Origin of the sequence: Streptomyces sp. NPDC006265 (genome assembly GCF_040613555.1) — a bacterium.
Classification (GTDB): Bacteria; Actinomycetota; Actinomycetes; order Streptomycetales; family Streptomycetaceae; genus Streptomyces.
Window position 1 is genome coordinate 1 of sequence record NZ_JBEXSH010000188.1, and the last position, 11,847, is coordinate 11,847.

Genomic DNA, 11,847 nt, shown 5'->3' on the forward strand with positions numbered 1-11,847 from the left:
GGTTGGTGCGCCGTGCGGCCTGCGTTCGCCTCCGCATCCCTTCCGCGCACGGAGGACGCCGTCCGCCTCCGCCGCGCCCCGGGCGATGCGGTCCGGGAGGAAACCGGGGGCCAGGACGTACGGGGCGACGGCGACGCGGGAGCAGCCGAGTGCGCGGAGTTGGCGGACGGCGTCCTCCGTGCGCGGAAGGGATGCGGAGGCGAACGCAGGCCGCACGGCGCACCAACCGGTGTGCCGCCACTCCCGCGCGATTGCTGCGATCACTGCGATCGCCTCCGGGTCGGTGGACCCCGCCGAGGCCAGGACGACCCCGGTCGAGGACTTGTCGGCGGGTGTCAGGCCCGCCTCGTACAGGCGTCGTTCCAGGGCATCCACGAGGAGGGGGGACGGGCCGAGGACGTCCGCCTGGTGGATGCGCAGTTGTGGGGGCGCGTCCGCGAGGACCGTGGGGATGTCCGCCTTCGCGTGGAACGCCCGGGTCAGGAGCAGGGGCAGGGCGACGACGTCGCGGACGCCCTGCACCGCCAGGGACTCCAGGACCCCCTGCACGGAGGGGACGTTGAAGTCCAGGAAGCCCGTCTCCACCCGCACGTCGGGGCGCTGTGCGCGCACCCGGCGCACCAGGGCGTGCACCGTCGCGGCGTGGCGCGGGTCGCGGCTGCCGTGGGCGATGACGAGGAGAACGGGCTTGTCGATCATGTCAGCTCTTCACCAGGAGGCCTCGGCTGCGCAGCACCCACCGCTCCAGCGGACTGAAGATGAGCAGGTCGATGGCGATGCCGACGACGAGGATCAGCAGGATGGCCTCGAACACCATGGCCATGTCGCTGGCGTTGCGGCCGTTCTCCAGCAACTGGCCGAGGCCGACGCCGAGGTCGGGGAAGGAAGCGATGATCTCGGCGGCCATCAGGGAGCGCCAGGAGAAGGCCCAGCCCTGCTTCAGACCCGCCACATAGCCGGGCAGCGCGGCGGGCAGAACGATGTGCCAGGTGCCCTTCAGGCCCGTGGCGCCGAGCGTGCGGCCCGCGCGCAGGAACAGCGGGGGCACCTGGTCGACGCCGGAGACCAGGCCGTTGGCGATCGACGGGACCGCGCCGAGCAGGATCACCGCGTACATCATCGAGTTGTTCAGGCCCAGCCAGATCACCGCCGGCGGCACCCAGGCGACCGACGGCAGGGACTGCAGGCCCGACAGGATCGGGCCGATCGCCGCGCGGATGAACTTCACGCGGGCGACGATCAGGCCCAGCGGCGTGCCGATCACCAGGGCGAAGCAGAAGCCGAGCAGACCGCGCGAGACGCTGGTCCAGATGTAGCCGAGCAGTTCGCCCTGGAGCCACGCCGTGTGGACGACGTCCCAGACGGCGGACGGCGTGGGCAGCTTGGTCGGGTCGTCGACGACCTTGAACGAGACGAGGGCCTGCCAGACCGCCAGTAGCAGCGCGACGGCGAGGACGGGCGGCAGGATCTTCTGGACGAAGGTCTGCCGGAACGGCGTGCGGAGCGTCTGCCTCGACTCCAGCGCGTCGAGGCCCGCCTCAAGCCCCTCGAGATCGCTGCCGTCCTTGGCGACGGTCGTCGCATCAGTGCTGGCCATGACGGCGGATCTCCCCACGCAGTTCTTCGGTGATCTCGACGGACAGTTCCGCCACCTGGGTGTCCTCGATGCGCCGCGGGTGCGGGATGTCCACCGTCCACTCGCGGGCGATCCTGCCCGGGCGGGAGGACAGCAGCACCACGCGCTGCGCGAGCCGGACCGCCTCGCGCACGTTGTGGGTGACGAACAGGACGGACAGCTGCGTCTCGCGCCAGATGCGGGTCAGCTCGTCGTGCAGCACGTCCCGCGTGATGGCGTCCAGCGCCGCGAACGGCTCGTCCATCAGCAGCAGCTTGCTCTCCTGGGCCAGCGCACGGGCCAGCGCGACGCGCTGACGCATGCCGCCCGACAGCTCGTGCACCCGCTTGCCGTACGCGCCCTTCAGCCGCACCAGTTCGAGCAGCTCCTCGGCACGCTCCCGGCGCTCGGCCTTCGGCACACCCCGCAGCTTCAGGGCGAGTTCGATGTTCTTGCCCGCGGTCAGCCACGGGAACAGCGCGTGCTCCTGGAACATCAGCGCCGGCCGGCCGTCCGTGGCGATCTCGCCGGCGCTGGGGCGGTCCAGACCCGCCACCAGGTTGAGCAGCGTGGACTTGCCGCAGCCCGAGGCCCCCAGGAGGGTGACGAACTCTCCGGGCCCGACATCGAGGGTGATGTCGTCCAGGACGAGCTGCTGTCCGGCGGGGCCCGGATACGACTTCGACACGTGCTCGATCCGGGCGGCGTGCGTGGCCGACTCGGTGCCGTCGGCGGCCTTGGCGAGGGTCGTGGCCATGGTCGTCACCTCCTGGGAACTCTTCATGCGGCTTCGGGATGCGGGCTTACTTCACGCCGAGACCGGCGTCGTCGACCGCGGGCTCGCCCTCGGCCTTCAGCACCTTGTTCAGGGGCGCGAGGTCGTAGATGCCCTTCAGGTCCGGCTTCTGCAGCAGCCCCGCCTTCACCGCGTGCTCCGCCTCGGTGCTGAGGGTGGCGGCCAGCGGGTCGTCGGTGAACCGGATCGACTTCCATGCCGGGTCCAGCACATCGGCCGGCAGCGCCTTTCCGGAGTCCTGCTCCAGCCGCTTGTTGGCCGCTTTCTTCGCCGCGTCCGGGTTGGCATTGATCCACTTGTTGGTCGCGGCCGAACCCTTGAGGACGGCCTCGACGACCTTCGGGTGCTCCTTCAGGAAGTCCTGACGCACGATGATGTTCGTGATCACGAATTTCTTGTCCGGCCACAGCGTCGACTCGTCGAGCAGCACCTTGCCGCCCTCGGCGACCAGCTTCGACGCGGTCGGCTCCGGCACCCACGCGCCGTCGACCGAACCGGCCTTGTAGGCGTCCGGGGTGACCTTGTTGTCGCTGCGGACGACGGTGACATCGCCCTTGCCGCTCTGCGGGTCGACCTTCCAGCCCTGCTCCGCAGCCCAGTTGAGGAACGCCACGTCCTGCGTGTTGCCGAGCTGCGGCGTCGCGATCCGCTTGCCCTTGACGTCCCGCAGCGACTTGATCTTGTCCGGGTTCACCACGAGCTTCACACCGCCGGACGCCGAACCGCCGATGATGCGCAGGTTCTTGCCGGCGGACTTGGTGTAGCCGTTGATCGCGGGGGAGGGGCCGATCCAGCCGATGTCGATGGAGCCGGAGTTGAGCGCCTCGATCTCCGAGGGGCCGGCGTTGAAGACGGCCGGCTTGACCTCGGTGGCGCCGAGGGCCTGCTGGAAGAAGCCCTTCTGCATGCCCACCAGCGCGGTGCCGTGGGTGAGGTTGCCGAAGTAGCCGATCTTGACGGAGTCGAGACCGTCGATCTTCTTCGCCCCGGCGGCGACCTTGGCGGTGCCGTCGTCCTTGGCCTGGGAGCCGTAACCGCAGGCGGCCAGCGTGAGCAGGGGAAGTGCGGCCATGACCGCGAGGCTGCGGCGAAGAGCGGATGAAGCAGGCACGGGAGGAGGTCCTCTCGGAGGCCCGGCGGTCACGGTCTCTCAGGTCGTGGCCGGGAGGTCGGCAGGTTTTCGTCTACGGCGGTGGGGGGTGAGGGCGCGCATGCGGTGCGCGTACGTCAGCGCACACATCGCGCCACTCCGCCCTGCCCGCTGCCGAGAACACCGCTGCCGACGCGGCCGCCCTCCTTGGCGAACATCGAGAAGAAGCCGGGGGAGGTCATGTCAGAAGTCCCACCCGTCGTCCTCGGAGTCGTCCTTGACCGGCTCGGGGGCCGCGAAGGACTCGCCGACCATGCCGGCGGTGAGGGTGGTGCCGTCGTTCGGGTCGATCAGGATGAACGAGCCGGTGCGGCGCGAGTCGGCGTAGGAGTCGACCGGCAGCGGCTCGGCGGTACGGATCTTCACCCGGCCGATGTCGTTGGCGACGAGGTGTCCCGGGTGCGGGTGCAGGGACAGGTCATCGAGCGTGAGGCGGGACGGGATGTCCTTGACGATCGCCTTGACCGTACGGGTGCCGTGCTTCAGGAGCACCCGGTGCCCGACCGTCAGCGCCGCGTCGGCGACGTGGCAGACGGTCGCCTCGATGTCCTGCGTGGTGGCGGGCGCGTCCTTGCTCGGCACGATCAGGTCGCCGCGCGAGATGTCGATGTCGTCCTCCAGCAGGAGGGTCACCGACTGCGTCGTCCAGGCCACGTTCACCGGCTCGCCCAGCAGGTCGATGCCGGAGATCTTCGAGGCGCGGCCCGACGGCAGCACCGTGACGGACTCGCCAACGTGGAAGGTACCCGCCGCGATCTGACCGGCGTAGCCCCGGTAGTCCGGGTGGTCCGGGCCCTGGGGCCGGATCACGTACTGCACGGGCAGCCGGGCGTGGCAGTGGCTCAGGTCGTGGCTGACCGGCACCGTCTCCAGGTGCTCCAGGACGGTCGGGCCGCCGTACCAGTCCATGTTGGCGGAGGGCTCCACCACGTTGTCGCCGACGAGCGCCGAGATCGGGATCGCGGTGACCTCGGGGACGCCCAGCTCGGTCGCGTACGCCGTGAACTCCTCGGCGATGGCGGCGAACACCTTCTCCTCGTACCCGACGAGGTCCATCTTGTTCACGGCGAGGACCGCGTGCGGGACGCGCAGCAGCGCGGCGAGGGCGGCGTGCCGGCGGGTCTGCTCGACGACGCCGTTGCGGGCGTCGATCAGGATCACCGTCAGCTCGGCGGTGGAGGCGCCGGTGACCATGTTCCGCGTGTACTGCACATGGCCGGGGGTGTCGGCGAGGATGAACCGCCTGCGCGGGGTGGCGAAGTAGCGGTACGCCACGTCGATCGTGATGCCCTGCTCCCGCTCGGCCCGCAGGCCGTCCGTCAGCAGCGCGAGGTCCGGGGCCTCCTGGCCGCGGCTCGCGGAGACGCGCTCCACGGCCTCCAGCTGGTCGGTGAGGACCGACTTGGAGTCGTGCAGCAGCCGCCCGACGAGGGTGGACTTGCCGTCGTCGACGGAGCCCGCGGTGGCGAACCGCAGCAGCGTGGTCTCCGAGAGTTCCTCGGTCGTGATGGTGCTCATCTCTAGAAGTACCCCTCGCGCTTGCGGTCTTCCATCGCGGCCTCGGACATCTTGTCGTCGGCGCGGGTGGCGCCGCGCTCGGTGAGCCGGGAGGCGGCGATCTCCACGATCACCTTCTCGATGCTGTCGGCCTCGGAGTCGACGGCGCCGGTGCAGGACATGTCACCCACGGTCCGGTACCGCACCAGCCGCTTCTCGACCCTCTCGCCGTCCTTCGGCCCGCCCCACTCACCGGCGGTCAGCCACATGCCGCTGCGGGAGAACACCTCGCGCTCGTGCGCGTAGTAGATCTGCGGCAGCTCGATGCCCTCGCGGGCGATGTACTGCCACACGTCCAGCTCGGTCCAGTTGGACAGCGGGAACACGCGGACGTGCTCACCGGGCGCGTGCCGGCCGTTGTACAGGTTCCACAGCTCCGGGCGCTGGCGGCGCGGGTCCCACTGGGAGAACTCGTCGCGCAGGGAGAACACCCGCTCCTTGGCCCGGGCCTTCTCCTCGTCGCGGCGGCCACCGCCGAAGACGGCGTCGAACTTCTCCGCCTGGATCTTCTCGGTCAGCGGCAGCGTCTGCAGCGGGTTGCGGGTGCCGTCCGGGCGCTCCTTGAGGACACCGCGGTCGATGTAGTCCTGCACGGACGCGACGTGCAGCCGCAGCCCGTGCTTCTCGACCGTGCGGTCGCGGTAGTCCAGGACCTCGGGGAAGTTGTGCCCGGTGTCCACGTGCAGCAGTGAGAACGGCACGGACGCCGGCCGGAAGGCCTTCAGCGCCAGGTGCAGCATGACGATGGAGTCCTTGCCGCCGGAGAAGAGGATCACCGGCCGCTCGAACTCGCCCGCCACCTCGCGGAAGATGTGCACCGCCTCGGACTCGAGGGCGTCGAGGTGCGACAGCGCGTACGGGCTGTCGGTCTCCTCGGACACGGTGGCAGCGGTCGTCATGCCAGTCCCCTTTCGGTCAGCAGGGCGTGCACGCAAGCCGCGGACTCCTGCACGGTCTGGTTCTGCGACTCGATGCGCAGCTCGGGCGACTCGGGCGCCTCGTACGGGTCGTCGACCCCGGTGAGCCCGGTGAGCTCGCCGGCGGCCTGCTTGGCGTACAGGCCCTTCACGTCCCGCTCGCTGCACACCTCGACGGGCGTCGCGACATGCACCTCGACGTAGGCGGTGCCGTTCGCCTGGTGGCGCTTGCGCACCGCGTCCCGGCTGTCCTGGTAGGGCGCGATGACCGGGACGAGGGCCAGCACGCCGTTACGGGCGAGCAGTTCGGCGACGAAGCCGATGCGCTGCACGTTGGTGTGCCGGTCCTCGCGGCTGAAGCCGAGGCCCGCCGAGATGAACTCGCGGATCTCGTCGCCGTCGAGCACCTCGACCCGGTGGCCCTCCTCACGGAGCCGGCCGACCAGTTCGTAGGCGATCGTGGTCTTGCCGGCGCTCGGCAGACCCGTGAGCCAGACGGTGGCTCCGGTCGTCACGTCACTCTCCTGAATCGTCGTCGTCATCCGTGCAGTCCGCACTCGGTCTTGCTCCGGCCCGCCCAGCGGCCGGCGCGCACGTCCTCGCCCTGAAGGACGCGGCGAGTGCAGGGGGCGCAGCCGACGGACGCGTAGCCGTCCATCAGCAGCGGGTTCGTCAGGACGCCGTGCTCGGTGACGTACGCGTCCACGTCCTCCTGGGTCCAGCGGGCGATCGGCGAGATCTTGACCTTCTGCCGCTTCTCGTCCCAGCCGACCACCGGGGTGTTCGCCCGGGTCGGGGACTCGTCGCGGCGCAGACCGGTCGCCCAGGCCCGGTAGTCCTTCAGGCCCTGCTCCAGCGGCTGCACCTTGCGCAGCTTGCAGCACAGGTCGGGGTCGCGGTCGTGCAGCTTCGGGCCGTACTCCGCGTCCTGCTCGGCGACCGTCTGAACCGGGGTGAGCGTGATGAGGTTGACGTCCATCACGGCCTCGACCGCGTCGCGGGTGCCGATGGTCTCCTCGAAGTGGTAGCCGGTGTCGAGGAAGACCACGTCGACGCCGGGCATGGCGCGGGAGGCGAGGTGGGCGACCACCGCGTCCTCCATCGATGAGGTCACGCAGAAACGCTTGCCGAACGTCTTCGCCGCCCACTGGAGGATCTCCAGCGCGGAGGCGTCCTCAAGATCGCGGCCCGCCTGCTCGGCGAGCTGCTTCAGGTCCTCGGTGGTGCGCTCTTCCTGAGCGGTCGTCATATCTGTGCCCCTCCGGAATCGGATCGCTTCAGTCCCTGGGCCAGCAGCCCGAGGAACTTCAGCGAGAAGGCCCGGCTGCACGCCGCGCATTCCCACGCGCCGTGCCCGCCCTCCGCGGCCTCGCTCGGGCGCAGGTCCTCGTCGCCGCAGTAGGGGCAGTAGAACGGTGCCGCGCGCTCGCTCACGACAGGGCCTCCTCGCCGGCCCGCGCCGCCCAGGTGGCGAACCGCTCGCCGTCCTCGCGCTCGGCCCGGAACCGCTTCAGGACGCGCTCGATGTAGTCCGGCAGTTCGTCCGAGGTGACCTTCAGGCCGCGCACCTTGCGGCCGAAGCCGGCCTCCAGGCCCAGGGCGCCGCCCAGGTGCACCTGGTAGCCCTCGACCTGCTCGCCCTGGTCGTTGAGCATGAGCTGTCCCTTGAGACCGATGTCCGCGACCTGGATACGGGCGCAGGCGTTCGGGCAGCCGTTGAGGTTGATGGTGAGCGGCTCGTCGAAGTCCGGCAGGCGGCGCTCCAGTTCGTCGATCAGCTGCGAACCGCGCTGCTTGGTCTCGACGATGGCGAGCTTGCAGAACTCGATGCCGGTGCAGGCCATGGTGCCGCGCCGGAACGAGGAGGGCCGGGCGCTCAGGTCGAGTGCCTCGAGGGCCTCGACGAGCGACTCGACCTGGTTCTCCTCGACGTCGAGGACGATCATCTTCTGCTCGACGGTGGTGCGCACCCGGCCCGAGCCGTGGGCCTCGGCGAGGTCGGCGATCTTCGTGATCGTCGCGCCGTCGACGCGTCCCACCCGTGGGGCGAAGCCGACGTAGTAGCGGCCGTCCTTCTGCCGGTGCACGCCGATGTGGTCGCGCCACAGCTGGGACGGCTGCTCGGGGGCCGGCCCGTCGGTCAGCTTGCGCTTCAGGTACTCGTCCTCCAGGACCTGCCGGAACTTCTCCGGGCCCCAGTCGGCGACGAGGAACTTCAGCCGGGCGCGGTTGCGCAGCCGGCGGTAACCGTAGTCGCGGAAGATCGAGATGACGCCCTCGTAGACGTCCGGCACCTCGTCGATCGACACCCAGGTGCCCAGGCGCACGCCCAGCTTGGGGTTGGTGGACAGACCGCCGCCGACCCACACGTCGAAGCCCGGGCCGTGCTCGGGGTGCCGGACGCCGACGAACGCGACGTCGTTGATCTCGTGCACCACGTCCAGCACCGGCGAGCCCGAGATCGCGGTCTTGAACTTCCGGGGGAGGTTCGAGTACGCCGGGTTGTTCAGGACCCGGCGCTTCATCTCCTCCAGGGCGGGCGTGGCGTCGATGATCTCGTCCTCGGCGATGCCCGCCACCGGCGAGCCGATCATCACACGCGGGGTGTCGCCGCAGGCGGTGACCGTCGACAGGCCCACGCCCTCCAGCCGGTTCCAGATCTCGGGCACGTCCTCGATCCGGATCCAGTGGTACTGGACGTTCTGCCGGTCCGTGATGTCGGCGGTGCCGCGCGCGAACTCCTGCGAGATCTCACCGATGACCCGCAGCTGCCGCGTGGTCAGCGCCCCGCCGTCGATCCGGACGCGCAGCATGAAGTACTCGTCGTCCAGCTCCTCCGGCTCCAGGACGGCCGTCTTGCCGCCGTCGATGCCGGGCTTGCGCTGGGTGTACAGACCCCACCAGCGCATGCGGCCGCGCAGGTCGTTCGGGTCGATCGAGTCGAAGCCCCGCTTGGAGTAGATCGTCTCAATGCGTGTCCGCACATTGAGACCGTCGTCGTCCTTCTTGAACTGCTCGTTGCCGTTCAGCGGGGTGTGGTGCCCCACGGCCCACTGACCCTCACCGCGGTGACGGCTCACCTTGCGGCGGGGAGTCGCGGCGGCAGGCTTCTGCGGGGTGGCGGCCATGGTTGATACGTCCTTCGGGACAGGCGGAAATGCGGCTCTGACCTGCGCATGCGGGCGCATGGGCTTGGGGCGCGTCATTGCGCAGGAGTGAGGCAGGAAAGGAAGATGTCGGGCGTGGGCTGAGTACGCTCAGTGCGCCGGACAGATGGCGCTGGACATGCGGCCGAGGTCGACGTGCCGCCGACTCACCAAGGCAATTCCAGTTCCAGGCATGACGGAAGCCTGTCACGGCGATCTGGACACAGTCCAGCTTCGTCCAAGATGCGGACACCCTTGTCTCGCAGAGCAAGACAAGGGTGTTGTGGGTCACATCGGGTACTCCCGAGGTGTCCGTCCAGGTCAGACGGGGAACGCCCCAGGCCATGGTCCCGGAGCGGCGACGTCCGCCTCCTCCTCGACCTTGGTGTCGAACAGCTTGAAGCCCCGCCGCTGGTAGTTGTCCATCGCGTGCTCGCCGTCCTTGCTGCAGGTGTGCAGCCAGACCCGCTTCGTCGGGGTGAGTCCCGCCCAGCGGTCCGCGAGGTCCCAGGCCCGGGCCGCGCCGTACGACAGCAGGTGCCCGCCGATGCGCCGGCCCCGGAAGGCGGGGAGCAGCCCGAAGTAGACGATCTCCACGACCGCGTCGTCCTGCGCCTCCAGCTCCACGAACCCGGCGGGCGTGCCCCGGTCGTACGCCACCCACGTCTCCACACCGGGCCGCTCCAGGTGCTCCACCCACCGCGCGTACGGCCAGCTGAGCCGGTCCGTCCAGCGGATGTCGCCGCCCACCGACGCGTACAAGAACCGGCTGAACTCGGGCGAGGGCGCCTCGGAGCGGACGACCCGGACGTCCCCGTCCGGCGCGGCGGCCGGCAGCAGGTCGGTCGGGGCGGTCTGCTCCAGGGACCAGGTGGTCACGGCGATGGTGGTCATGCGGGCCAGAAAATCATCTGGCCGCCTGGTCTGTCGATCGGCCCGGGCCCTGGGGCGGGCGCCGGTCAGTCCAGCGCCCGGTCGATCGACGTCAGCGGCAGCGCGAACAGCATCCGACCCGACTGGGACCAGACCTCGCCGGTCGCCTCCCAGTAGGACAGGGAACCCGACCCGCCGCTCCAGCAGTGCCGTGTCTCGTCCGTGCCGCACTCCGGGGCGCCCGCCCCCTCCGTGTCCTGGCGCCACAGCGTCCCGCGCCCGCCCGGGCTGCCCGCCGCGCGGTCCAGGTACCAGCCCGAGCGGTGGGCCAGTACGCCCCGCACGTCGGCCGTCTTCGTCTCGTAGGTCTCGACCGGGGCCGCCTCGCCGGAGAAGTCGGTGGTGAGCAGGCCGGAGCGGGCCCGATCCCGGCTCAGCGCGTAGCGCCACAGCCGGGTGTGCCGGTCGGCGTCCGCGGGCACCCACTCGCTCGCGACCAGACTGTCGGGTGAGGTGCTGCGGTCCAGGGAGACGGTGGCCGGGCGGGACGTGTCGTCCCCGCGGGGCAGGGTGTACGAGCCGACGGCCGGCAGCACGAACCGGTAGCCGTGCGCGGCCCAGCCACCCCGGACCCGGCCGACCGCGTCGGACTCGACGGTGGCGCGCTGGATGCGTTCCATGTCGTACACGTACAGCGCGTCCCGGTCGCCCTCGCGTGTCGTCACCAGCAGCTTGTCCTGGTACCAGACCATGCCGGACAGCGGGGAGACCAGCCCCCGGTAGTCCCGCCCGCCGTCCACCGGCACGGCCAGCAGGGCCCAGGTGTAGCGCAGCGCGCCGGGGTCGTTCGCGTCGACGAAGGCCACCTTGGCCAGTCCATGCCCGGGAGCCGGGCCGTCCATGGAACCGCCCGCGGCGCCCCGGGTCCAGCCGGAGAGGATCACGCGGTTGCCGCCCCAGAGGCCGTCGTCGTCCGCGTCGCCCGAGGTCGTGACCGCGCCGGGCCGCCAGCCCCGGGTGTCGGAGCCGCCGAAGCAGTAGGCGCGTGTGGCCGCCGGCTTCACCGGCAGGCTCTGCTTCTCGGCCGTCGAGCAGTCGGCCGCGTTGCGCAGCGGCCGGTCGGCGCCCTCCAGTACCGTGCCGACGCCGACGGGCCGGCCCATCTGTGAGGCGAGCCGGTCCAGCCACCGCCCGGGCACCCGGTGCTCGGCCAGCGGCAGCCGCCCGGCGTCGTCGGACGCGGCGACCGGCTTCAGAGCCCCGGGGGCGTCGGCGACGGTGGCCTGCGAGGCGCTGATCAGGGTGGCGGCGGCGGTGAGCGCGAGGGCCGTCCCGGCCAGGGTCGCGCGCAGCGCCCTGCCCCGCCTGCGCCGCCGGTGTCTGCCGCGATGCTTCATAACGTCCTCCCGAGACGGACCAACTGCGCCTGTTGATCCGCACGTTGACGGAGGAGCAGGTGGGGTGGCCCGTAGGGGGATGCTACGGCAGTTAAGCGGTGTGGCGGACGAAGACTTCGCAAATATGCGAAAGATGCACCCCTAGGGGCGGCTTGTACGACACGCGCGGTGTACCTCAGGGCGCCGCTGCGGACCTGCGCTGTCTGCCCACCGCCGGTGCCGTCGAGTGCGGCAGCAGATCCCGCGGGTCGTCCGGAAGCAGTACCTCGACCTCGGCCGCCTCGGCGAACCGGTACGGCCGGTGCTCCAGGAATGCCCCCAGGTACCGCCGCACCCGCGACATCTCGGCACGCACCGTCCGCAGCTTGGACCGCACGACGTCGGTGTTGCCCGCGG

At 70.6% G+C, this 11,847-nt stretch carries 13 protein-coding genes and 1 pseudogene; all 14 read right to left on the reverse strand.

The features are described 5' to 3' along the window. Positions 1–699: CbiX/SirB N-terminal domain-containing protein (locus ABZ281_RS17525; protein WP_356656396.1), on the reverse strand; the 699-nt coding region annotated here is incomplete at its 3' end. A gap of 1 nt (position 700) precedes the next feature. Then, the gene (locus tag ABZ281_RS17530; RefSeq protein WP_356656398.1) at positions 701–1,597 is read right to left on the reverse strand and encodes an ABC transporter permease; all 897 of its coding nucleotides are present in this window, start codon (positions 1,595–1,597) and stop codon (positions 701–703) included. Then, complete coding sequence (locus ABZ281_RS17535) at positions 1,584–2,372, reverse strand: ABC transporter ATP-binding protein (protein ID WP_356656416.1); 789 nt, start codon at positions 2,370–2,372, stop codon at positions 1,584–1,586. The genes ABZ281_RS17530 and ABZ281_RS17535 overlap by 14 nt, the downstream gene beginning before the upstream one ends. A gap of 46 nt (positions 2,373–2,418) precedes the next feature. Beyond that, complete coding sequence (locus ABZ281_RS17540; RefSeq protein ID WP_356656400.1) at positions 2,419–3,522, reverse strand: aliphatic sulfonate ABC transporter substrate-binding protein; 1,104 nt, start codon at positions 3,520–3,522, stop codon at positions 2,419–2,421. Positions 3,523–3,744: 222 nt separating this feature from the next. Then, on the reverse strand, positions 3,745–5,079 hold the full coding sequence (locus ABZ281_RS17545) for a GTP-binding protein (RefSeq protein ID WP_356656402.1): 1,335 nt from the start codon (positions 5,077–5,079) through the stop codon (positions 3,745–3,747). A 2-nt stretch (positions 5,080–5,081) separates the two neighbouring features. Further along, positions 5,082–6,017 (reverse strand): sulfate adenylyltransferase subunit CysD, encoded by a 936-nt coding sequence (cysD, locus tag ABZ281_RS17550; protein ID WP_356656404.1) that lies wholly within the window; start codon positions 6,015–6,017, stop codon positions 5,082–5,084. Beyond that, positions 6,014–6,550 carry an adenylyl-sulfate kinase gene (gene cysC, locus ABZ281_RS17555; protein ID WP_356656406.1) on the reverse strand — a complete coding sequence of 179 codons (537 nt, stop codon included), beginning with the start codon at positions 6,548–6,550 and terminating at the stop codon, positions 6,014–6,016. Before cysC ends, cysD begins: the two co-directional genes overlap by 4 nt. A 23-nt stretch (positions 6,551–6,573) precedes the next feature. Further along, positions 6,574–7,284, reverse strand: coding sequence for a phosphoadenylyl-sulfate reductase (locus ABZ281_RS17560; protein WP_356656408.1), 711 nt, complete (start codon positions 7,282–7,284; stop codon positions 6,574–6,576). Next, positions 7,281–7,469: a hypothetical protein gene (locus ABZ281_RS17565; RefSeq protein ID WP_104778151.1), complete on the reverse strand. Its 189-nt coding sequence runs from the start codon at positions 7,467–7,469 to the stop codon at positions 7,281–7,283. Before ABZ281_RS17565 ends, ABZ281_RS17560 begins: the two co-directional genes overlap by 4 nt. Further along, positions 7,466–9,163, reverse strand: coding sequence for a nitrite/sulfite reductase (locus ABZ281_RS17570; protein ID WP_356656410.1), 1,698 nt, complete (start codon positions 9,161–9,163; stop codon positions 7,466–7,468). The genes ABZ281_RS17565 and ABZ281_RS17570 overlap by 4 nt, the downstream gene beginning before the upstream one ends. Before the next feature lie 129 nt (positions 9,164–9,292). Next, positions 9,293–9,376, reverse strand: coding sequence for a putative leader peptide (locus tag ABZ281_RS17575; protein WP_350328477.1), 84 nt, complete (start codon positions 9,374–9,376; stop codon positions 9,293–9,295). Positions 9,377–9,502: 126 nt separating this feature from the next. After that, on the reverse strand, positions 9,503–10,075 hold the full coding sequence (locus ABZ281_RS17580) for a GNAT family N-acetyltransferase (RefSeq protein WP_356656412.1): 573 nt from the start codon (positions 10,073–10,075) through the stop codon (positions 9,503–9,505). Positions 10,076–10,140: 65 nt separating this feature from the next. Then, positions 10,141–11,451: a hypothetical protein gene (locus tag ABZ281_RS17585; protein ID WP_356656414.1), complete on the reverse strand. Its 1,311-nt coding sequence runs from the start codon at positions 11,449–11,451 to the stop codon at positions 10,141–10,143. A gap of 175 nt (positions 11,452–11,626) precedes the next feature. After that, positions 11,627–11,847, reverse strand: a pseudogene (locus ABZ281_RS17590) (hypothetical protein); the annotation flags it as partial.

What these genes read in the sequence shown, in the direction of transcription:
- cysD (WP_356656404.1), bottom strand. Translation starts at nt 6,017, where the DNA reads ATGACGACCGCTGCCACCGTGTCCGAGGAGACCGACAGCCCGTACGCG.
- ABZ281_RS17580 (WP_356656412.1), bottom strand. Translation starts at nt 10,075, where the DNA reads ATGACCACCATCGCCGTGACCACCTGGTCCCTGGAGCAGACCGCCCCG.
- ABZ281_RS17585 (WP_356656414.1), bottom strand. Translation starts at nt 11,451, where the DNA reads ATGAAGCATCGCGGCAGACACCGGCGGCGCAGGCGGGGCAGGGCGCTG.
- ABZ281_RS17545 (WP_356656402.1), bottom strand. Translation starts at nt 5,079, where the DNA reads ATGAGCACCATCACGACCGAGGAACTCTCGGAGACCACGCTGCTGCGG.
- ABZ281_RS17570 (WP_356656410.1), bottom strand. Translation starts at nt 9,163, where the DNA reads ATGGCCGCCACCCCGCAGAAGCCTGCCGCCGCGACTCCCCGCCGCAAG.
- ABZ281_RS17560 (WP_356656408.1), bottom strand. Translation starts at nt 7,284, where the DNA reads ATGACGACCGCTCAGGAAGAGCGCACCACCGAGGACCTGAAGCAGCTC.
- ABZ281_RS17530 (WP_356656398.1), bottom strand. Translation starts at nt 1,597, where the DNA reads ATGGCCAGCACTGATGCGACGACCGTCGCCAAGGACGGCAGCGATCTC.
- ABZ281_RS17575 (WP_350328477.1), bottom strand. Translation starts at nt 9,376, where the DNA reads ATGCCTGGAACTGGAATTGCCTTGGTGAGTCGGCGGCACGTCGACCTC.
- ABZ281_RS17535 (WP_356656416.1), bottom strand. Translation starts at nt 2,372, where the DNA reads ATGGCCACGACCCTCGCCAAGGCCGCCGACGGCACCGAGTCGGCCACG.